This is a genomic window from Amycolatopsis sp. NPDC003676 (assembly GCF_053587275.1).
On record NZ_JBSFNS010000069.1, the window covers coordinates 14,944 to 35,810 of the forward strand.

The following is a 20,867-nucleotide window of genomic DNA, read 5'->3' on the forward strand; positions in this document are numbered from 1 at the left end:
GGCGATGACCCGACGGTAAGGACGCTGTGTTACCTCAATGTGCCGGAATGTTTCGGGGAGTTGACATTGCCCGCCGTCACAGCGGGGGCGCGCGGTGAGTCAGAGGACCGCGCTGACCTCGCGGGCGGCTGCGCGCAGGCCGTCCAGAGCGGCGTTGGTGGAGCGGGGGTCCAGCGCGTGCGAGGCCAGGCGGAAGAGGATGGCACGCAAGAGGAGCTGGGGCCATTCGGGGAGATGCGCCCAGCGTTCGAGGAGGGCTCCGGTGGCTCCGCCCCAGATCAGGGAGTCGACGGCGGCAATGGCCGCGCCCCATTCGCCTGGGCGGTAATACGGGACGAAATCGACTACGCCAGGGGCCGCGTCGCCGTCGAAGAGGAGACCGGCCAGGAGTTCGCCGTGGGCGACCTGGTGCGGGAGTTTGATCGGGCGGCGGGCCGGGGCGAGGATTTCGAACCAGCGGCCGCCTTTTTCCTCAGGGAGCGGGCGGTCTTGTTCTTCCCAAGCGATTCGGTCGGCGATCGCGTCGCGGTCGTCGCGGGAGGAGAGGAAGTCTGGGCGGGGGAGGTCCGCGGTGGCTCGGTGCAGTTTGACTGCGGCCAGGATGGATTCTTCGCAGCGGTGTTCGGTGGTGCCGGGGAGGTATCGCCAGGCTGACCAGTCGCCGACTATCCAGCGGCCGTCTCTTGAGCGGACTGGTTTGGAGATGCGCAGGCCTGGGTCTTCGGCGAAATCCAGCGCCCGGGCGGTCCATAGGGCTTGGGAGCGGTCTTTGACGCGTTTGAAGACTACGTCGTTGCACTGCCAGGATTCGGAGTCCGGGAGGAGGGTGATGGCGTCGGCGTCGCTGCCGAACGCGGAGCAGACGCGTTCGGAGGGACGTTCGAGGGTTGACCGCACAAAGGGGGAGGTTACCCCGGTCCGGTTCGAGTTCCTGGGGAGACTCGCTGGTCGTGGGGGGTTTCTCGTTCTCGGGCGGCTCGTCGCCTGGCGGCGACATTGCGCCCGGGTGGGGGCCACCACCCCGAAGCTTGATTGTCCTGACGGTTCGGGGGTGCTTGTCAAGGCGGGAAAGATGCCTTGACAAGCACCCCCAGACCGCAGGGACGCTTTATATCGGGGTGCGGGGGTGGGGCTGGGTGCCTCGATCGTTGGGTGCACCGGGTGGCGGTTGGGTGGTGGGGCGCACGGCTGGGTGCCTCGATCGTTGGGTGCGTCGGTGGCGGTTGGGTGGTGGGGCGCACGGCTGGGTGCCTCGATCGTTGGGTGCGTCGGCTGCGGTTTGTGAGTGGGTTGGGGCTAGCGCCCCAATGTGGCGTTGGGTGCGTCAGATGCACCGAATGCGGCATTGGGTGCGTGGGATGCACCCAACGCCGCATTGGGGCGCGTTCTGGCGGGGGTGGGCGGTCCGTGAAGGGGCCCTTGAGGGAATCTAGGTTCGTGAAGGAGCCATCGCGGCGCGGCGCGGCGTGCGGAAGGAAGGTCGTGAGGGGAACCCTGAGGGAATCAGATTCCCTCAGGGTTCCCCTCACGTACGTTCAGCGGCGTCGGCGGCGTTTGCGTGGCCCGGCGGGGGTGGGGAAGTCGTCTTGCTCCGGGGTTTCGGGCGGAGCGGGGTCGCCTAGGCCCAGCATTTCCGCGGCCAGTTGCTGGGAAGACGCGAAGCGGCCGGTGGGTTTGTCCTTAGCCCTGCGGAGGGCCGACGGGCGTAGGCGGTTGTAGCCGCGTACTGCGATGGGGCGCCGGGTGCGGAGGTCGAATTCCGGTAGCGACTCCAACTGTCCGGCCAGTTCTCGGTCTACCAGTACGGTTCCGGGGCGGGCGGCTGACGTGAGGCGGGCGGCCAGGTTCACGACGGAGCCGTAGACATCCCCGAAGCGGGAGAGCACCCGGCCTGACGCCATTCCGGCTCGGACGGCGGGCAGGCCGTCATCCGAGCCGGTGCGTTCGGCTAGCGTCAGGGCGATTTCCGCGCCGTCGGCGGGGGAGTCGGTGACGAAGAGGACTTCGTCGCCGATCATCTTCACTACTCGGCCGTGGTGTTCTGCGATGACCTCGGTGGCTAGGGATTCGAAGCCGTCCAGGACCTGCGTCAGCTCTTCTTCGTCGGCTTCTCTGGTGAAGCGGGTGTAGCCGACCATGTCTACGAAGCCGACTACTAGGGCGCGCGTTTCCAGGTCTTCGTCTGGGCTGGCGAAGGCGCGGCCTGCGAAGGCGGCCAGGTGGCGGCGCCAGACGTAGTTTTGCACCTGCTCCAGTTCGGGGAGCAGGCGTTCCACTAGGCGGGTGACTTGGCGGTCGCTGCGGGCCAGTTCAGGGTTGTCGGTGATCAGTTCCCACAGCATGTGGACCTGCCACTCGGCCAGCCGGGAGAGATGCTGGCCGAGGGCACGGGTCACCGCTACTTCCATGCCGGGGGCGACCAGGCCGGAGCTCACCAAACCGTCGGCGATGCGCATGGCTTCGACGTCGGCGTCGGTGAACACCATCTCGTCGTCTTCGACGGTGGCGAAACCCAGCGCCCGCCACAGCCGGCGCGAGCGTTCTTCGGGTACGCCGGCTCGTTTCGCTACCTCGAGCCGGGTGTAGCGGCGGGGCCCGCCGAGCAGGGCGCGTTCCAGGCGCTGCTGCAGGTCCCGGGAAGAATCGGCCACGGACTCAGGTGGTGTGCACGATCAGCACGTCGACGCCCGACTTCCGGGCTACTTCCGACGGGACCGAGCCCAGGATCCGCCCGGCGAGGGTGTTCAGGCCGCGGTTGCCGACCACCAGCAGGTCGGCTTTGCGGTCCTTCACGACCTTCCGCAGCATGTCGACCGGCTGACCCTCCAGCGCGACCGTCTCGATGTTCGTGGCACCGGCCTTCGCCGCCCGGTCCCGTGCGGACTGCAGCGTGTCCTCAGCGGGCGCGGACCCGACGACCTGGTAGGCCTCGTCGCCCAGTTCGTCTTGCGCGCGTTCGACGTCTTGGCGGCTGGCCGGGTGGTACGCGCAGACAACGACCAGAGTCGCTCCCGCGTCGGCAGCCACCCCGGCGGCCTTGTCCACCGCGGCGAAGGACGAGTCGGACCCGTCCGTGCCCACCACCACAGTCCGATAGACAGCCATCCACAACCTCCCGGCGAATCGGTCAGCGGGGCGGCGCGGCCCCTTCGCGGGGGAAGGTTACTCGCCAGTCGGTTTTCCCGCCGGGCGCGGTTGCGGCTGCGGCTTGGGCACGTCGGAAGTCCGCAGCCGGACGGTCTGCTCGACGTCGCGGTTCGCTGCGGGCTTGGCGCTGTTCACCGGGGCGTTCTTGGGGCTCTGACCAGCGGGGTTCTGGCCGAACGGAGCGCCGGGCTTGCTGCTGCCCGCCGCGGTGGCACCGCCCTGCGAGCCGCTTGCCGAAGAGCCGTTGGTGCCGGACTTCGGCCCGGACCCGTTGGCCTCGTCGACCGCGGCCTTGATGTCCGCGGGAACGGCGCCGTCGGTCTCGCCGAGCACGTGCTGCGCCTCGGCCAGCACGGTGCGCGCCGACCGGACCTGCTCGGCCAGGCTCGCCCGGACCGTGCGCAGGGCCTCGACCCGCTCGTTGGCCTGGGTGATCCGGCGGTTGGACTCGTCGGTGGCGGTGCGGACGCGGCGGCGGGCCTCGTCGGCCGCTTCCGCGAGGCGCGCGTTGGCCTCGGTGATCGAGTCCTGGCGGCGCTTGTTCGCGTCGGCGACCGATTCGCGCTGGCGACGGTCGATGTCGGCCTTCGCGGCCGTCTCCTCTTCCAGCACCTTCGCCCGGATCGCGGCCGCGTCCTCGGCGGCCTCGCGGACCCGGCGCTCGGCCTCGGCCTTGCTGGCCGCCTCCTGCTCGGCCAGCACGCGCATCGCCTCGGCGCGGCGGGTGGCCATGGCGATCTCGAAGTCTTCCTCGACCTGCGTGCGGCGGGCCTCGGACTCCGCGTCGAGCTTCTTGCGCTCGGCCTCGGCCTCGTCGGTGATCCGCTTGGCCTCGGCGCGCGCGTCCTCGAGCACCTTGCGGTGCTCGGCTTCCATTTCCTTGCGGCGCAGGTCGAGCTCGGTGAGCAGCTGCTCGTACCGGGCGCGCATGGCGCTGGCGTCGGTCTCCGCCTTGGCCCGGATGTGGCCGGCTTCGGCCTCGGCGCGGGCGCGGGTGTCGGCGGCCTCGTCCTGCGCCAGCCGCAGCATCCGCTGGAGGCGCTCGGACAGGCCTTCGACGCTCGTCGGCGGCTGCGCGAGCCGGTCGACCTGACCGCGGAGGTCGGCGATCTCGCCGCGCGCGACTTCGAGCTGCCTGGCCAGATCGCCGGACTGGGCGATGGCGGCGTCGCGGTCGGCGGTGAGCATCTTCAGGTCGCCGTCGAGCCGTTCCAGGTGCTCGTCGACCTGCGCCCGGCTGTATCCCCGCTTCGCTACGTCGAAGCCGGCTCCCAGCGGCACGAGTTCGCGTTCATCGCCAAGACTCATGCCACCACCGTAGTCGCTCCGCGGTCACGGACGGGTGAGCACCCACGGGGTCCGGCCGCTCGTGCGGCGAGCGGCCGGACCGAAGAGGCAGGTGGTCTGCCCTCACGCGCCGCGGAAGGCGTTGATTCCGTCGAGGTGCTTGGCGCGCAGTTCCTCGTCGCGGACGCCGAGCCCTTCTTCCGGGGCGAGGGCGAGCACGCCGACCTTGCCCTGGTGCGCGTTGCGGTGCACGTCAAGGGCGGCCTGGCCGGTCTCCTCGAGCGAGTACGTCTTCGACAGCGTCGGGTGGATGAGGCCCTTCGCGATCAGCCGGTTGGCCTCCCACGATTCGCGGTAATTCGCGAAGTGCGAGCCGATGATCCGCTTCAGGTTCATCCACAGGTACCGGTTGTCGTACTGGTGCATGTAGCCCGAGGTCGACGCGCACGTGACGATGGTTCCGCCCTTGCGCGCGGCGTAGACGGACGCGCCGAAGGTCTCGCGGCCCGGGTGCTCGAACACGATGTCCGGGTCCTCGCCGCCGGTCAGCTCGCGGATCTTCGCGCCGAACCGCTGCCATTCCTTCGGGTCCTGCTCGGTCTCGTTCTTCCAGAACTTGTACCCCTCGGCGGTGCGGTCGATGATCAGCTCCGCGCCGAGTTTCCGGCAGATCTCCGCCTTCTCCGGGCTGGACACGACGCACACCGGGATCGCGCCGCCGTTGAGCGCGTACTGCGTCGCGTACGAGCCGAGCCCGCCCGACGCGCCCCAGATCAGCACGACGTCGCCCTGCTTCATGTCCGCGCCGTTGCGCGACACCAGCTGCCGGTACGCGGTCGAGTTCACCAGCCCGGGGGAGGCGGACTCCTCCCAGGTCAGATGCGCCGGCTTCGGCATCAGCTGGTTGGCCTTGACCAGCGCGATCTCGGCGAGCCCGCCGAAGTTCGTCTCGAAGCCCCAGATCCGCTGCTCGGTGTCGAGCATCGTGTCGTTGTGCCCGTCCGGGCCTTCCAGCTCGACGTTCAGGCAGTGCGCGACGACCTCGTCGCCGGGCTTCCAGTTGTGCACGCCCGCGCCGGTGCGCAGCACCACGCCGGACAGGTCCGAGCCGACCACGTGGTACGGCAGGTCGTGCCGCTTGGCCAGCGGCGAGAGCTTCCCGTACTTGCGCAGGAACTTGAACGTCGGGATCGGCTCGAAGATCGACGTCCAGACGGTGTTGTAGTTGATCGCGCTGGCCATGACGGCGACCAGCGCCTCGCCGGGGCCGAGCTCGGGCGTCGGGACGTCGTCGACGTGCAGCGAGCGGCGCGGGTCCTTGTCCCGGCTTTCGAGGCCTTCGAACATGTCGACCTCGTCCGCGTGCACGGTGACGCCCCGGTAGCTCTCGGGCACGGGCAGCTCGGCGATCGCGTCGAGGCGGCCGTTCAGGATCGCCTGCTGGATCTCGTCGAGGTGCGACATCGGGAACCTCCAGGGGGTCGGTCGCGGCACGCGACAGCACGAAATTACTCGTCGGTAACCGGGGGGCCTCACTGTACGAGACACAGACCCCGGACACGAGTCGAAGTGTGACGCACGAATCTTGACCGGCTGGCCAGTCAAGGCGCATAGTCGGCAGTGGGAAATCTCCCTGAACGGCTCTTTTCCGGCGGAGGTGAGCACGAATGAGTGAAGTCTCGACGCGCGCCTGGACGCGGCCCTATGACTGGGCCGAGGTCGTGATTGGTGTTGTCGCCGCTCTTTCACCCCTTTGGCTGAGCACGAACACCACGATGGTGTGGACGATGGTGGTCCTCGGTGCGCTGATCGCGATCGACGGCCTGGTGTCGCTCGCGACGCCGAGCATGGTTTACGGCGAGGGCGTGCAGATCGTCCTCGGCGCGTTGCTGTTCATCGCGCCGTGGGTGATGGGGTATACGGAATTCAACGGGGCGTCGTGGACGTCCTGGGTCGGCGGTGCGCTGACGATCATCGCCGGCGCGGCCGCGATGCCGGAGGCCAACGCCGCCCACCGGATGGCGGGCCAGCACTGACGGGGCAGCGGAGCTCCGGCTAGGACGGATTGACTCGAGCGTGGCGAAGCCACTCCGTTGAGGGTGGCGGAGGGGAGGAAGGCGGAGATGACCGACGACTCGGCGAAAGAACGGATCCTGTGCGCGGCGGAGGAGCTGTTCGCCGAGTCCGGCTTCGAAGCGACCCCGACGTCCCGCATCGCGGAGCGCGCCGGGGTCCCGAAGGGCCTGGTCCACTATTACTTCCGCCGCAAGTCCGACCTGCTGGCCGCCCTGGTCGACCGCTTGCCGGACGAACGCATCGAACCCGCCGCGGTCGTCGTTCCCGGCGACCTGGCGGGTTCCCTGCGCAGACTGGTCGGCGAACTCGACCGCCGCTTCACCGGTTCGCTCGGGCTCTCGCACCTGCTGTGGCGCGAGGCCGACACGCACCACGTGGTCCGCGACGCGCTGTCCGAACGCTTCCAGCAACTGGTCCGGCTGATGCGGTCGGTGATCGTGGCCGCGACCGGAGGACGGCTCGCCGGGGCGGACATCGACAACGCATCCGGGCTGCTTGCCCGCGCTGTTACCCATCGGCACGCGACCGCTCGGCACACCGGGGACGACCGGCCCGCGGAGTTCGACGGCGAATTGACGTTCGTGGCGAACGCGTTGTCGGCTCGTGCGGTTAAGGGGAAGCCGCCTGCTTCGGCGGTGTGAGAACCGCACCGCGGCCTTCGCGCCCGAAGCTTCCCCAATGTGGCATTGGGTGCTCCATCCATGCCCCCGCCGCCACCCTCAACGGAGGCGCTGCGCGCCGCTGGCTCCCTCAACGCACCCAATGTGGCGTTCGGTGCGTCAGATGCACCCAATGCCACATTGGGGCGCGGTTCAGCGCGCGGGCTCCACCAGCTCGACCAAAACCCCGCCCGCGTCCTTCGGGTGCACGAAGTTCACCCGGCTGTTCGAGGTCCCGCGCTTGGCCGCGTCGTACAGCAACCGCAGGCCCTGCGCCCGCAGCGCCTCGGCCGCAGCGTCCACATCGGACACTCGCAGCGCGAGCTGCTGCAGGCCAGGCCCGTTGCGGCCGATGAACTTCGCGATCGTCGAATCGTCCCGCGACGGGGCGAGCAGCTGGATCATCGTCTCGGTGCCCGCGGTACCGGGGGCGCGCAGCATCGCCTCGCGCACGCCCTGCTCGTCGTTCACCTCCTCGTGCGCGACCTCCAGGCCGAAGTGGTCGCGGTGGAAGGCGATGGCCGCGTCGAGGTCGGGCACGGCGATGCCGACGTGGTCGATCGCGGTCACGAACGGCTTGAGCACGGATGCGCTGGGCTCGGTGTCCATACCGGGGAGGATAAGCCCCGTCCGGCCTCGCGGAACCCCGCGTGCGCCCCCTCACACTGGCTCCATCAAGACGCGCCGGGAACCCCGTCCAGGCCGTATCGTGGGAACACTGCCAGTGCACCGATGCTTTGGAGGACGTCGTGTCCGGTTCCGTGATCCTGGGCGCTGCCCGTACCCCGATCGGGCGGCTGCTCGGCTCGTTGAAGGACTTCTCGGGAGCCCAGCTGGGCGGGATCGCGATCAAGGCCGCGCTCGAACGGGCGGGCGTCTCCCCGGACCAGGTCCAGTACACGATCATGGGCCAGGTGCTCACGGCCGGCGCGGGCCAGATCCCGGCGCGCCAGGCCGCGGTCGCCGCGGGCATCCCGATGGACGTCCCCGCGCTGACCATCAACAAGGTCTGCCTCTCCGGCCTCGACGCGATCGCGCTCGCCGACCAGCTGATCCGCGCGGGCGAGTTCGACCTCGTCGTCGCGGGCGGCCAGGAGTCGATGACGCAGGCGCCGCACCTGCTGCCGAAGTCCCGCTCCGGCTTCAAATACGGCGACACCACACTGGTCGACCACATGGCCTACGACGGCCTGTTCTGCGCATTCGACCAGGTCGCGATGGGTGTCTCGACGGAGAAGCACAACGCCCGCTACAGCGTCACCCGCGAGCAGCAGGACGCGTTCTCCGCGCGTTCGCACCAGCGGGCCGCGGCCGCGATCGAGGCCGGGTTCTTCCGCGAGGAGATCGCGCCGGTGTCGATCCCGCAGCGCAAGGGCGACCCGGTCGTCTTCACCACCGACGAGGGCGTGCGCGCGGACACCACCGGCGAGAGCCTCGCGAAGCTGCGTCCGGCGTTCGCCTCGGACGGCACCATCACCGCCGGTTCGGCCTCGCAGATTTCCGACGGCGCGGCCGCGGTGATCGTGGCCAGCCCGGAGAAGGCGGCCGAGCTGGGCATCACGCCGCTGGCCGAGATCGGCGCGCACGGCGTCGTCGCCGGTCCGGACGCGAGCCTGCACGAGCAGCCGTCGAACGCGATCCTCGCCGCGCTGAAGAAGGCGAAGCTGGAGGTCGGCGACCTGGACCTGGTGGAGATCAACGAGGCGTTCGCCGCGGTCGGCCTGGTGTCGAGCGAGAAGCTCGGGCTGGACGAGTCGAAGGTGAACGTCAACGGCGGCGCGATCGCGCTCGGCCACCCGATCGGCGCGTCCGGTGCGCGGCTGGCCGTGCACCTGGTGCACGAGCTGCGCCGGCGCGGCGGCGGTCTCGGCGCGGCCGCCCTGTGCGGTGGCGGCGGCCAGGGCGACGCGCTGCTGATCCGCGTCCCGTCGGCGTAAGTTGGCCGGCCCGGACCTCGACGAGCTGGTCGGCCGCGCGCGGGAGGGACAACCGCGCGCGGTCGCCCGGCTCATTTCTCTGGTCGAGGATTCGTCGCCGCGCGTGGCGGACATCGCCGCCGCTTTGACGCCTCACACCGGCCGGGCTCGCGTCGTCGGGCTCACCGGTCCGCCCGGGGTTGGCAAATCGACGTCGACGTCCGCGCTGCTCACTGCCTTGCGCGGCGAGGGTTTGCGGGTCGGAGTGCTGGCGATCGACCCGTCGTCGCCGTTTTCCGGTGGGGCTTTGCTCGGCGACCGGATCCGGATGACCGAGCACGCCACCGATCCCGGCGTGTTCATCCGCTCGATGGCCACCCGGGGACATCTCGGCGGTCTTTCGTGGGCGACGCCGCAGGCGGTGCGGGTGCTGGACGCCGCAGGGTTCGACGTGGTGCTGATCGAGACTGTCGGGGTTGGACAGTCCGAAGTGGACGTTGTGAAACTGGCCGACACCACGGTGGTTCTGCTGGCCCCGGGAATGGGCGACGGCATCCAGGCGGCGAAAGCGGGCGTCTTGGAGATCGCGGATGTGTTCGTGGTCAACAAAGCCGACCGCGATGGCGCTGATGCGACGGTGCACGACCTCAAGCAGATGATCACCTTGGCGCGTCGCGAATTGCGCGGGCCGAGCTGGCGGCAGCCGATCGTCCGCACGGTCGCGGCGAAGGGCGAGGGCGTTGACGAGGTGGTGTCGGCGTTGCGCACGCATCACGAATGGCTTGTCGCACATGGGGAATTGGACCGCCGCCGCGCCGCTCGTGCTCGCGAGGAAGTCGCCGCGATCGCGTTGCGCCGGTTGCACGCGGAGCTGGCGGATCTCCGGCACGGCGACCGGCTGGGCGATTTGGCGGCGCGAGTGGTGGCCCGGGAGCTGGACCCGTTCGCGGCGGCGGACCGGTTGATCGCGGAGCTGAAGGGCTAACGCTGCGCGACTTCGTACAGCGGCTTCGTCACCTTGCTGCTGAACTGCGGTCCCACCAGATACCGCGTGCAGCCCGCATCGCGCTCACACGGTTTCCCGTCCGCGGCAAAGAATCCCGCGTGCGTGTTGTCTCCGACGACCGTGCCCAGTCCTGTCGCCGGGTTGAAGTCGCGCAATCGCGGGCCGCCGCTCGAACCGCCGCCCATGACGCACGCCGTGCCCCACTGATCGGGAGAGTCCGGATAGGTGGCGGTGCCGATCCAATGCCGTGCGGTGCCAGTGCAATACGCCAGCCGCGCCCCGGTGTACTCCGGCAGACCCTCGCGCGCCGGATCGGACGCTGCCCGCGGGTAGCCGAACTGAGTCACCTTCGCCGCGCCCGGCCGGTCGAACCCGATCTGCTGCGCGCCGACCACGTCCTGCACCAGCTGTCCTGATTCGTTCGGGCCGAGGACCGCGAAGGCCTGGTCGTAGGTGTCGAATTTCTGCGCGTTCTGCTGATCGTTCGCGAGCCAGGTGCGGTCGGCGACGCCGAGGCGGGCGGCGAACTTCCCGTACGGCGCCTGGCCGTCGTGGTAGCCGGGGATGAACATGACGTGCGCGTTCCAGGCGTTGTGCTCGCCGAGGAGATCGGTGTCGTTGAGGCAATGCCCGGCGGTGACGATCGTGCTGCGGTTCTTGCTGCGGACGACGGTCGCCGTGCAGCTCGCGTCCTCGTCGTGGTCGGTGTAGAAGAGCCGGCCGATGGTCTTCGGGAGCGGATCCGGCCACGGGGCACCGTCGGGGCCGCTCTTCGGCGGATTCTGCGACGACGGCTCGGTCAGCGCGGCCAGCCGTTGCGGGGTCCAGTAGGCGAACACGGCCTGCTGTTCGGCGGCGGAGGACGCGAGCGGTTGCTGCACGGGACCGGCGGGGACGGCCAGGAGCCCGGCGGCCAGTCCGGCCAGCCCCGCGGCGAGGGAAGCGATCATGAAACCGCACGGTAGGAGGCCGGTGTCAGGAACCGGTCAGGATGCGACTTTCGCCGGAAGCGCGGGCAGTTTCCCGTCCCTATACTGCGATCCTCCGTGCACTGGGAGGGAACCGGAATGAAGAAACTGCTCGTGTCCGTGCTGACCGCGTTGTCGCTGGTCGCCGTGGCTGCACCGGCTTCGGCCGCGGATTCGGCACCGCCGAAGGTCACCTCGGGGCCGTGCCAGTACGCCTCGACTCCGGACGACCCCGCGGTGCGCCCGGTTTCGCTCCCGCGCGACCCGAAGCACACGCCGAACCACGGCAGTGTCGACGTCGCGGTGTTTTCCAACCAGGGCCTGCTTCCGCTGAAGCTCAACCGCGCGCAGGCTCCGTGCACTGTGCAGAGCTTCCTGCACCTGGCGGCCAACGGCTTCTACAACCAGACGACCTGCCACCGGCTCACCGCGTACCCGACGCTGAAGGTCCTGCAGTGCGGCGACCCGTCCGGCACCGGCGAGGGCGGCCCGGGCTACAAGTTCCGCGACGAACTCCCGACGACGCTCCCGCCCGCGCCGTCCGACCCGACGGGCAAGCGCCGGACGTACGCGCGCGGCCTGCTGGCCATGGCGAACGCCGGGCCGGACACGAACGGCTCGCAGTTCTTCGTGGTGTACGGGGATTCCAGCCTGCTGCCGAACTACACGGTCTTCGGCACGGTCGGCTCGGCCGGCCTGCGCACCCTGGACCGCGTCGCGGCGGGCGGCATCCAGCCGGACGCGGACACCCCGCCGGGGAAGACGCCGGTGGACGGGAAACCGGTGCGGAAGACGGATCTTGAGCTGGTTTTGCCGCTCTGCCTGTTCTGCGGTCGTTGAGCAGGGAGGGGTCGCGCGCGGCCGGTTGAACAGGCGCGCGCGACCCGAACTGGACCTGTGTGGTGCTTCTTCGCGGGGCCGATGAGCCCCGCGGCGTCGGCAATTGACGGGCGCAGGTGACCAGAACCAGGCCAGGTGCCGCACTTCTCCGAGGACGCGGGGATCACCCGCTTCCCCCATGCCGCGGCAACCGCGCGGTAGCCGCCTCTCGTCGCCAGCTCCCGGTCGTTCGGCGAGCCCGTCCCGCATGCCCACGTCTCCGCCGGACCGGTCGCCTCCTCCTGCGCCTGCACGAGGAGGCGGGAATTCAGCTGCGGGTGCTCGCGAACCTCTGGCCGTTCTGGGACGCGGTGACCGCCAGCACGGCGGGAATCAGCGGGATCCGGCTCGGCAACGCTCGGCCGCGGCCCTGACTGGCCCACGTCACCCGCCCCGAACTGGACCACCCCGTTAGGCCAATCCCGATTAGCGTGGGTGGCATGACGAAGCGAATCGCGCTCGCCACGGGCGGGTTGTATCAAGCGATGTCCCACCTGCAGGGCGAGGTGAAGAAGGCCAGCGCGAACGCCGGGCTCGACGAGAAGCTCATCGAGCTGGTCAAGATGCGCGCGTCGCAGATCAACGGGTGCGCCTTCTGTCTCGACATGCACGCGGCGGAGGCCGTCGCGGCCGGGGAATCGCCGCGGCGGCTTTACGTGCTCGAGGGGTGGCGCGAGACCGAGCTGTTCACCGAGCAGGAACGCGCCGCGCTCGCCTACACCGAGGCGATGACTCTGATCTCGGACCACAAGGACGTCCCCGAAGACGTCTACGCCGAGGCCGTCCGCGTGTTCACCGAGGACCAGTACCGCGCGCTGGCGTGGTGCGTCGTCGCTATCAACACCTGGAACCGGCTCATGGTCGCGAGCCACGCCCCGCTGCCGGAGCGTGCGGAGTGAGCGCCGAGAAACTGCGGGCGTTGCATGTGCCCGGGAAGCCGTTGATCCTGCCGAACGCGTGGGACGCGGATACCGCGCAGGCGGTGGTAGCGGCCGGATTCCCCATCGTGGCAACGAGTTCCGCGGCGGTCGCGGCGGCGCTCGGGCAAGCGGACCACGAGGGCGGGTCCGCGGACGAGATGCTCGCGGCGGCCAAGCGGATCGTGGATGCGGTGTCGGTGCCGGTGACGGTCGATGCCGAAGCCGGGTATGGCTTGGCACCAGCCGATCTTGCGGCCCGGCTGAAGGAAATCGGTGCGGTCGGCTGCAATATCGAGGACACCGATCACGGCAAGGGCAGTCAGCGACCGGCGGCGGAACAGGCGGAGTGGCTCGCTGGGCTGCGCCGGGCGGCCGGTGACGGGCTCGTCGTCAACGCGCGGGTGGATTCGTTCCTCGGCGCACCGGACGAGCAGGCGGTGCTCGACGACGCGGTGGCTCGCGGGCGCGCGTACCTCGAGGCCGGCGCCGATTGCGTGTACCCGATTCTCGTGCGTTCGCCGGAAGTGCTGGCCGAATTCGTCCGTCAGGTGGGCGGTCCGGTCAACGCTTCGGCGCTTCCCGGTGGTCCGGGTCTGGCCGGGCTTGCCGAACTGGGGGTAGCCCGGATTTCCCTGGGGGCCGGGTTGTGGCGGTATCTGCGCGGAGTGCTGGAAAGCACGCTCGGCGGGATCGCGCAGGGGAAGCTGCCGTATTGAAAAAACCGCTGGGTGCCGCGGTGAAAGCGGCACCCAGCGGTTTCAGCGGGGCAAACTCAGTGCTGGACGGCCTTTTCCGCGCCAGCGCCGGTGAGCGCCCGTACTTCCATTTCGGCGTACTTCGCCTTGTCGTGTTCCTTCGACAGGATCGTGCCGAGCCAGCCGAGGACGAACGCGATCGGAATGGACACCAGACCCGGGTTGTCGAGCGGGAACCAGTGGAAGTCGACGCCCTGCAGCATCGACGCGCTCTTGCCCGTCTTCGGGTCGACCGGCTTCCCGGAAACGGCGGGCGAGAACACGATGAGCACGATCGTCACGATCAGCCCGCCGTAAATGCTCCACAGCGCGCCCTGGGTGTTGAACCGCTTCCAGAACAGCGAGTACAGAATCGTCGGCAGGTTCGCCGAAGCCGCCACCGCGAAGGCCAGCGCCACCAGGAACGCGACGTTCTGCCCATTCGCCAGAATGCCGCCGAGAATCGCGACGATGCCGATCACCACCGCGGTGATCCGGGCGACCCGGACCTCCGAACCGGTGTTGGCCTTGCCCTTCTTCAACACGTTCGCGTAGACGTCGTGGGCGAACGAGGCGGACGCGGTGATCGTCAAACCCGCGACCACGGCGAGGATCGTGGCGAACGCGATCGCCGAGATCAACCCCAGCAGCACCGGGCCGCCGAGGTTCAGCGCCAGCAACGGCGCCGCGGAGTTCACGCCGCCGGGCGCCTTCTTGATCGCGTCCGGTCCGACCAGCGCGCCCGCGCCGTAGCCGAGCACCAGGGTGAACAGGTAGAACACGCCGATCAGCACGATCGCCCACACCACCGAACGACGCGCCTCGCGCGCGGTCGGCACGGTGTAGAAGCGCATCAGCACGTGCGGCAGGCCCGCGGTGCCCAGCACCAGCGCGATGCCGAGGGAGAAGAAGTCCAGCTTCGTCGTGCCGTTGGTGCCGTACTGCTTGCCCGGCCCGAGCAGCGCTTCGCCGGCCTTGCCCGCCTTGTCGACCGCGCCCTGCAGCAGCGACGAGAAGTTGAAGCCGTATTTGCCGAGCACCCACAGCGTCATCGCCAGCGCGCCGACGATCAGCAGCGCCGCCTTGATGATCTGGACCCAGGTCGTGCCCTTCATGCCGCCGATGAGGACGTAGGCGATCATGATCACGCCGACCACCGCGATCACCAGCGACTGCGCGGCCTTGCCCTCGATGCCCAGCAGCAGCGCGACCAGCCCGCCCGCGCCCGCCATCTGCGCCAGCAGGTAGAAGAACGACACCACGAGCGTCGAAACCGCCGCCGCGGCGCGCACCGGGCGTTGCCGCATCCGGAACGCCAGGACGTCGCCCATGGTGAACTTGCCGGTGTTGCGCAGCAGTTCCGCCACCAGCAGCAGCGCGACCAGCCACGCCACCAGGAAGCCGATCGAGTACAGGAACCCGTCGTAGCCGTACACCGCGATGGCGCCGGCGATGCCGAGGAACGACGCCGCCGAGAGGTAGTCGCCGGAGATCGCGATGCCGTTCTGCGGGCCGGTGAACGCGCGGCCGGCCGCGTAGTAGTCGGACGCGGTCTTCGTGTTGCGGCTCGCGCGGAACACGATCACCAGGGTGATGACCACGAACAGCGCGAAAATCGTGATGTTGAGCGTGGGATTGCTGCCCTCGACGCTCGCGGCGAGAGTCTTCACGCCTCCTCCTTCGCCGGATTCTCGATGTCGTCCTTGATCCGCTCGGCCAGCGGGTCGAGCTTCTTGTTGGCGTAGCGCACGTACAGCCACGTGATGAGGAACGTGGAGACGAACTGCAGCAGCCCGAAGAGCAGGCCGACGGTGAAGTTGCCGGTGATCTTCGTGCTCATGAACCCGTGCGCGTAGTCGGCGAGCAGGACGTAGAGCAGGTACCAGGCGAGGAACAGTCCGGCCATCGGGAACACGAACCGGCGCAGCCGGCCGCGGAGTTCGCGGAACTCGGCGCTGTCGTGCGCCTGCTCCCAGATCGTGTCCGGCGGCGCGCCGGACGGGTCGCCTGCGCTCATGGGATCTCCCTTGTGCGACGCTGCGGATGTGGTGCGCGACACAGTAGGGAGGACTCCGAGCGAGCGGAACCGTCAGCGGCTCAAACGCCTCGCCGCACGACGAACGGTTGACGAACGGTCACCGGGCGTGGACGAAGGGCGTTCGTCGAGGTGCAGGCGCAGCATCGCGGCCCCGGCCCAGGACGGTGGGCGCCCGCGCAGTGACACCGTGATCATCACGCCGAACGCGAGCGGTACTGACCAGGGTGCCGGTTGCGAGACCAAGATCGCCACCCAACCCTGCATCGCGGGTCCGGCCAGCGCAAACAGGATTGACCCGGATGAGGCAGCCAGCCCGGTGAGCACGCCGGCGATCGCACCGGCCGCGGTGAGCCGCTGCCACCAGATGCCGAGCACGAGCAGCGGGCAGAACGTGGACGCGGCGACGGTGAACCCCCACGTCACCAGCACTCCGGCGTCAAGCCGCGCGGACGGCAGCGCGAGCAGCACCATCGCGATCGCGGCGAACACCACTGTCACCCGCAGGCGACGCAGGCCGCCGGGCATCAGGTCGTAGGCGAGCGCGCCGGACATCACCAGCAGCAATCCCAGTGACGTCGCCAGAAACGCCGCGAACGCGCCTGCGGTGAGCAATGCGGTGAACAACTGCCCGGCCCAGCTGTGATCGACTTGCGACGGCAGCGCGACGACCACGGTGTCGGTGTTGCCGGACAGGTACAGCTGCGGCACGAGGACCCGGCCGAGGACGCCGTAGATACCGGGGAAGAGGTAGAAGACCCCGAGCAGCGCCACGGTTATCGCGGCGGTGCGACGCGCGGCGCGGCCGTCCGGGCTGGTGTGGAAGCGCATCAGGACGTGCGGGAGGCCCATCGTGCCGAGGACGGTCGCGATGAGGACCGCCCACGTGCCGAGCAGCGGGTAGCCCTTGTCGATCTCCAGCAGAGGCCGCTGCCACTCCGGCCCGCCGAGTGCGACCTCTCCGCTGACGCCGGGGACCTGCGCACCGGCGGCGAAAGTGAGCTGTTCTCCCTTGTGCACCACCAGTTGTCCCGACGGGACGGTGCCGCGGTTCTCAATCGCGGTGGGTTCGCGGAAGGTGAGCGTGACGTCGTGGTCGAACTGCACCGGAGTGGCGTGCGAGAAGCGGGTGAACTCGACCGGCGTGAGGCTGGCGTCGCGGGTTTCGGAGCCGATGTGGAGCACCAGCCACAGTGCGGGGACGAGGAACAGCACGAGTTTCAGGAAGAACTGGAACGCCTGGACGTACGTCGCCGCGCGCATCCCGCCGAGCGCCAACGTGACGCTGACTGCGGTGCCCGCGATGACCACGCCGACCCAGTACGGAGTCCCGCCGACCGCGGTGAGCACCAGCCCGGCTGTGCGGAATTGCGGGACGACGTAGATGGTCCCGATCACCAGCACGACCACCGCGGCGAGACGGCGTAACGCGGGCGAGGCGAGGCGGGCTTCGGCGAAGTCGGGGACGGTGAGTGCGCCGGATCTCCGCATGGGCGCGGCGACGAGGACCAGCATCGCGACGTATCCCGCGGTGAAGCCGACCGGGTACCAGAGCGCGCCGACGCCGTCCTTCACCATCAGCCCGGCGACGCCGAGGAATGACGCGGCGGAGAGGTATTCGCCGGAGACCGCGGCGGAGTTGACGAAGGGCGAGATCCGCCGGGACGCCACGAGGAAGTCAGACGTCGTGCGCATGGCGGCGACCCCGCGCACGCCGATGAGCAGCGTGACGAGGACGACCGGGGCTACCGCGAGCGCGATGTCCATTTATCCGCTCACGCCCGTCCGGTCCGCTCCGGCTGCGTCCCCAATGTGGCGTTGGGTGCGTGGGACGCACCGAACGCCACATTGGGTGCGTGGGACGCACCCAATGCCACATTGGGGCGCTGCGGGCCTTCGGCTCACCGATCGTCCTCGATCTTCTCCGCGCGGCGCAGCTGCCACCACGAGAGCCCGGCCAGCACCGGGTACGGCAGGACCGCGATCAGCAGCCAGGACAGCGGAATTCCCCACACCCGCACGCTGTCGAGCGACGGCGCGAGCGAGAACAGCACCGGCAAACCCAGCACCAGCACGAACATCGCGACCAGCGCGGGGATCCCGCGACGGCGCTGGATCCGGTACAGCACGGCCGCGCGTTCCGCTTCCGGTGCGCGCAGGCGGGGCATGCGCCAGCGACCGCGTTCGAGCCGCCGTGATCGGGCGAGCCTGGTCTGCGGGCTGGTGACGGCGACGCGTTTGGTGCGGCTCATCGGAGGGCCTGCGCAACCCTCGTGAGTGGCAATGCCGGTTCTAACCGGCATAACCACTCACGACACCCAGCCACGCGCGTCACCGGGTGCTCCCGAGTTGCCCGCGCTGCGCCGCCTCCAGCAACCTGTCCCGAAGATCCCGCGCGTGCCGTCGGCTGACCGGAACATCGCCAGCCTCGGTGTGCGCCAGCAGCCCGCCCGTCGTGTCGCTCCGCAGTTCCAGCACCGCACTCACCGCGAGCAGGAATCCGCGGTGTACCCGGGTAAATCCGGTGCCTTCCCAATATTCTTCAAGCCGCGAGATCGGCATCCGCACCGGATGCACGCCGCCGCGCGTGTGCAACCGGACGTAATCGCCGTTGGCTTCGGCGAACAGCACATCATCACGGCGGACGTACCGAGTCCGGCCGCCGGAATCCACTGGCAGCGCGGCCATCGCGTCCGGTGAGGACTTCCGTCGGCCGCTCGGCACCAACCGGGTCACCTTCGCCAGCGCGGCGGAAAGCCGTTCCGTACGCACCGGTTTGAGCAGATAATCCACCGCACCAATGCCGTACGCGGCCACCGCGTGCCCGTCGTGCGCGGTGACAAAAACGATCACCGGCGGCTCGGACAGTTTCGCCAGCAGCGTCGCGAGTTCCAGTCCGTCCAAGCCGGGCATGGAAATGTCGAGGAAGACCGCGTCGAAATGGTCTGCCTGCAACAGTTTTAGTGCCTTCAACGCATCGCTGGCACCGACGACCTCGCCGACTTCCGGTGCTTCGCGCAGCATCCGGCACAGTTCGTCCAACGCTGGCGCGAGATCGTCGACCGCCAGCACTCGCAGCCCGCTCACGGCAGCACCCCCGGCTGGAATCGCGGCACTCGCAGGACGACCCGGGTGCCTTCGCCGACCGCCGTTTCCACCGTCAGCCCGTACCAGGCCCCGTAGACCGTGCGCAGTCGTCTGTCCACATTGGCCATTCCGAGTCCGGTGCCGTCGCCGCTGCCCGCGAGGATGGCGGCGGCGCGTTCGGGCTCCATGCCGACCCCGTCGTCCTCGACGCTGATCACGCAGTCGTTCCCTTCCGCCTGTCCGTGCACCTGGACGAGCCCGGTGCCCGACCGCGGCTCGATGCCGTGCCGGATCGCGTTTTCCACGAGGGGTTCGAGTACCAGGTACGGCACCGCCACCGCAAGCACTTCCGGTGCGACGCGCACCTGCACCTTGAGCCGTTCGCCCAGCACTGCTCGCTGCAGTGCGAGATACGTTTCCACCGCGCGGAACTCCTCGGCGACGACGGTGTACTCGCCGTGCCGCGACAGGCTGTAGCGGGTGTAGTCGGCGAAATCGAGCATCAGATCACGCGCGCGGTCCGGTTCCGACCGGACGAACGAGGCGATGACGGTGAGCGCGTTGTACACGAAGTGCGGCGACATCTCCGCGCGCAATGCCCGGAGTTCGGCTTGCGCGGCCTGATCCGCCGAAGCTTCGAGCCGGCCTCGTTCCAAAGCCTGCACCACGAGGTCGGAAGCCTGCCGTGTCACCGCGCTGGATACCTCGCCAACCAGCAGCAACGCGCCGGCCAGTTCGTCGTGGACATGCAGCGGAACTGCCGTCACCCCGCCTGCGGTGATTGGCTCTTCCTGGTGCAGCACGTCGTCCAGAATTCGGGACACCGCATCGTCGGCACCGGGTCGGCCGGACCACATCAAGGTGCCGGACAGATCGGAGAGCCCCAGCCCGGCGACGTCGAACAGCCGCCGCAGACCGTGTGCGGCGCGTCGGGCGCGGACTCCGGAAAGGCCGTCCTTCAGGTCGTCGGCGACTTTCCGCGCCGCGCCGAGCACGCCGACGGCGTCCGGGCGGGAGCGCCACGGCAGCCGGGCACTCTCGGTCATCGACGAGCCTCCCCTCGGGTACCTGGGGGAGTAGATACTAGCCGGGAAGACGGCGAAGGGGACTTTCCGTGCGGAAAGTCCCCTTCGGTCGGAGCAGAGATTAGCAGCTCTGCTTGTAGAAGTACTGGGAATTCGCGTCCAGGTCGTCCTTGGTGATCGAGTGCAGCTGCGCGGTCAGGTCCCGCTCGGTCGGCTTGCCCTCGAGCGCGGCCACCGCCTGGTCGACGCCCTTGGTGCCGATCTGCGCCGGGTCCTGCGCGATGAGTGCCTGGTACTCGCCCTTCTTCAGGCCGTCCACTTCGGACGGGCTGGCGTCGAAGCCGACGAGGTTGACCTTGCCGATCTTGCCCGCGTTGCGCAGGCCGGTCGCCGCGCCCTCGCCGGTGTTGAGGTTGGTGGCGAAGATGCCGACGAGGTCCGGCGTCGAGACCAGCGCCGCGGTCACCTTCGCCGCGGCCTGGTCCGGTTCGTTCTTGGTGAACTGGATGCCCGTCGACTTGAGGTTCGGGTGGTTCTTGAGCTCGTCCTCGAAGCCCTTCGCGCGGGCCGCGGTGGTGGACGTGCCCGCGATGGTGTCGAGGATCAGGACCGAACCCGGCTTGTCGCCGACGAGCTTCGCCATGGTCTGCGCGGCCAGTTTGCCGCCCTCGGCGTTGTCCGAGGAAACCGACGACACCGCGACGCTCTTGTCCTTGAGCGAAGTGTCGACCTCGACGATCTTCGCGCCGCGGTTCTTCACCAGCTGGATCGGCGCGAGCATCGCCTGGTCGTCAGTCGGCGCGACGAGCAGCGCGGCGGGCGGGTTGGAACCCATCGCGTTGACGATCGGAGTCTGCATGGCCGCGTCGAACTTCTGCGGCGCCTGGGTGGTCAGCTCGTAGCCGAGCTTCTTCGCTTCGGCCTCGGCGCCGCACTGCATCGAGATGTAGAACGGCTCCGCCTGCACTCCCGGCACCAGCGCCAGCTTCTTGCTGTTCGCCGAGTTGCCGCCGGGTTTGTCCCCGGACCCGCTCTGCCCGATCTGCCCGGTGCCGCACGCGGTCACCAGCATCGCCGCGGACGCGAGAGTCCCCGCGGCGAGGACGGTTTTGCTGAACTTCATCGTAA

At 69.2% G+C, this 20,867-nt stretch carries 22 protein-coding genes; 8 read left to right on the top strand and 14 right to left on the bottom strand.

The window, feature by feature from the left end; genetic code table 11:
• Positions 1 to 99: 99 nt before the first annotated feature.
• The 5 genes from ACWDNU_RS30560 to ccrA form a co-directional block, all read right to left on the bottom strand.
• Entirely contained in the window at positions 100 to 897 is a 798-nt protein-coding gene (locus ACWDNU_RS30560; protein ID WP_449671446.1) for a TIGR02569 family protein, read from the bottom strand.
• 638 nt (positions 898 to 1,535) lie between these two features.
• A complete protein-coding gene (locus tag ACWDNU_RS30565) occupies positions 1,536 to 2,651 on the bottom strand; it encodes an adenylate/guanylate cyclase domain-containing protein (RefSeq protein ID WP_370939748.1) in 1,116 nt (371 codons plus the stop codon).
• Between the two features lie 4 nt (positions 2,652 to 2,655).
• Positions 2,656 to 3,105, bottom strand: coding sequence for a universal stress protein (locus ACWDNU_RS30570; RefSeq protein WP_449671447.1), 450 nt, complete (start codon positions 3,103 to 3,105; stop codon positions 2,656 to 2,658).
• Between the two features lie 57 nt (positions 3,106 to 3,162).
• Positions 3,163 to 4,428 carry a chromosome segregation protein gene (locus ACWDNU_RS30575; RefSeq protein WP_449671463.1) on the bottom strand — a complete coding sequence of 422 codons (1,266 nt, stop codon included), beginning with the start codon at positions 4,426 to 4,428 and terminating at the stop codon, positions 3,163 to 3,165.
• Positions 4,429 to 4,557: 129 nt separating this feature from the next.
• On the bottom strand, positions 4,558 to 5,898 hold the full coding sequence (ccrA, locus tag ACWDNU_RS30580) for a crotonyl-CoA carboxylase/reductase (RefSeq protein WP_370939746.1): 1,341 nt from the start codon (positions 5,896 to 5,898) through the stop codon (positions 4,558 to 4,560).
• 203 nt (positions 5,899 to 6,101) lie between these two features.
• On the opposite strand from ccrA, the gene ACWDNU_RS30585 reads away from it, so the two are divergent.
• Complete coding sequence (locus tag ACWDNU_RS30585) at positions 6,102 to 6,470, top strand: SPW repeat domain-containing protein (protein ID WP_116206640.1); 369 nt, start codon at positions 6,102 to 6,104, stop codon at positions 6,468 to 6,470.
• A gap of 87 nt (positions 6,471 to 6,557) precedes the next feature.
• The gene (locus tag ACWDNU_RS30590; protein WP_344269704.1) at positions 6,558 to 7,151 is read left to right on the top strand and encodes a TetR/AcrR family transcriptional regulator; all 594 of its coding nucleotides are present in this window, start codon (positions 6,558 to 6,560) and stop codon (positions 7,149 to 7,151) included.
• 171 nt (positions 7,152 to 7,322) lie between these two features.
• Here ACWDNU_RS30590 and mce read toward each other — a convergent pair whose 3' ends face one another.
• Positions 7,323 to 7,778: a methylmalonyl-CoA epimerase gene (gene mce, locus ACWDNU_RS30595; protein WP_370939745.1), complete on the bottom strand. Its 456-nt coding sequence runs from the start codon at positions 7,776 to 7,778 to the stop codon at positions 7,323 to 7,325.
• A gap of 140 nt (positions 7,779 to 7,918) precedes the next feature.
• Between mce and ACWDNU_RS30600 the strand changes: the two genes are divergently transcribed.
• Complete coding sequence (locus tag ACWDNU_RS30600) at positions 7,919 to 9,106, top strand: acetyl-CoA C-acetyltransferase (protein WP_449671448.1); 1,188 nt, start codon at positions 7,919 to 7,921, stop codon at positions 9,104 to 9,106.
• 1 nt (position 9,107) lies between these two features.
• A complete protein-coding gene (gene meaB, locus ACWDNU_RS30605; protein WP_449671449.1) occupies positions 9,108 to 10,070 on the top strand; it encodes a methylmalonyl Co-A mutase-associated GTPase MeaB in 963 nt (320 codons plus the stop codon).
• On the opposite strand, the gene ACWDNU_RS30610 is transcribed toward meaB, so the two are convergent.
• Positions 10,067 to 11,041, bottom strand: coding sequence for a trypsin-like serine peptidase (locus tag ACWDNU_RS30610; protein WP_449671450.1), 975 nt, complete (start codon positions 11,039 to 11,041; stop codon positions 10,067 to 10,069). The genes meaB and ACWDNU_RS30610 overlap by 4 nt on opposite strands.
• A gap of 117 nt (positions 11,042 to 11,158) precedes the next feature.
• On the opposite strand from ACWDNU_RS30610, the gene ACWDNU_RS30615 reads away from it, so the two are divergent.
• The 4 genes from ACWDNU_RS30615 to ACWDNU_RS30630 all read left to right on the top strand — a co-directional run bounded on the left by ACWDNU_RS30615 (position 11,159) and on the right by ACWDNU_RS30630 (position 13,574).
• Positions 11,159 to 11,899, top strand: a complete 741-nt coding sequence (locus tag ACWDNU_RS30615) for a peptidylprolyl isomerase (RefSeq protein WP_449671451.1) — start codon at positions 11,159 to 11,161, stop codon at positions 11,897 to 11,899.
• A gap of 317 nt (positions 11,900 to 12,216) precedes the next feature.
• Entirely contained in the window at positions 12,217 to 12,312 is a 96-nt protein-coding gene (locus ACWDNU_RS30620) for a hypothetical protein (protein ID WP_449671452.1), read from the top strand.
• 66 nt (positions 12,313 to 12,378) lie between these two features.
• Positions 12,379 to 12,837 (top strand): carboxymuconolactone decarboxylase family protein, encoded by a 459-nt coding sequence (locus ACWDNU_RS30625; RefSeq protein ID WP_449671453.1) that lies wholly within the window; start codon positions 12,379 to 12,381, stop codon positions 12,835 to 12,837.
• Complete coding sequence (locus ACWDNU_RS30630) at positions 12,834 to 13,574, top strand: isocitrate lyase/PEP mutase family protein (protein WP_449671454.1); 741 nt, start codon at positions 12,834 to 12,836, stop codon at positions 13,572 to 13,574. Before ACWDNU_RS30625 ends, ACWDNU_RS30630 begins: the two co-directional genes overlap by 4 nt.
• Before the next feature lie 56 nt (positions 13,575 to 13,630).
• Here the strand turns inward: ACWDNU_RS30630 and ACWDNU_RS30635 are convergent, their stop codons facing one another.
• From ACWDNU_RS30635 to ACWDNU_RS30665, 7 genes are all read right to left on the bottom strand, one after another.
• Positions 13,631 to 15,262, bottom strand: coding sequence for a solute symporter family protein (locus ACWDNU_RS30635; protein WP_449671455.1), 1,632 nt, complete (start codon positions 15,260 to 15,262; stop codon positions 13,631 to 13,633).
• Entirely contained in the window at positions 15,259 to 15,609 is a 351-nt protein-coding gene (locus ACWDNU_RS30640; protein ID WP_449671456.1) for a DUF485 domain-containing protein, read from the bottom strand. The genes ACWDNU_RS30635 and ACWDNU_RS30640 overlap by 4 nt, the downstream gene beginning before the upstream one ends.
• A gap of 72 nt (positions 15,610 to 15,681) precedes the next feature.
• Positions 15,682 to 17,394, bottom strand: a complete 1,713-nt coding sequence (locus ACWDNU_RS30645; RefSeq protein WP_370939736.1) for a sodium/solute symporter — start codon at positions 17,392 to 17,394, stop codon at positions 15,682 to 15,684.
• Positions 17,395 to 17,528: 134 nt separating this feature from the next.
• Positions 17,529 to 17,879, bottom strand: a complete 351-nt coding sequence (locus ACWDNU_RS30650; RefSeq protein ID WP_354739064.1) for a DUF485 domain-containing protein — start codon at positions 17,877 to 17,879, stop codon at positions 17,529 to 17,531.
• A 79-nt stretch (positions 17,880 to 17,958) separates the two neighbouring features.
• The gene (locus ACWDNU_RS30655; protein WP_344269743.1) at positions 17,959 to 18,714 is read right to left on the bottom strand and encodes a LytR/AlgR family response regulator transcription factor; all 756 of its coding nucleotides are present in this window, start codon (positions 18,712 to 18,714) and stop codon (positions 17,959 to 17,961) included.
• A complete protein-coding gene (locus ACWDNU_RS30660; protein ID WP_370939735.1) occupies positions 18,711 to 19,760 on the bottom strand; it encodes a sensor histidine kinase in 1,050 nt (349 codons plus the stop codon). Before ACWDNU_RS30660 ends, ACWDNU_RS30655 begins: the two co-directional genes overlap by 4 nt.
• A gap of 100 nt (positions 19,761 to 19,860) precedes the next feature.
• The gene (locus tag ACWDNU_RS30665; protein WP_449671457.1) at positions 19,861 to 20,862 is read right to left on the bottom strand and encodes an ABC transporter substrate-binding protein; all 1,002 of its coding nucleotides are present in this window, start codon (positions 20,860 to 20,862) and stop codon (positions 19,861 to 19,863) included.
• Between the last annotated feature and the right edge of the window lie 5 nt (positions 20,863 to 20,867).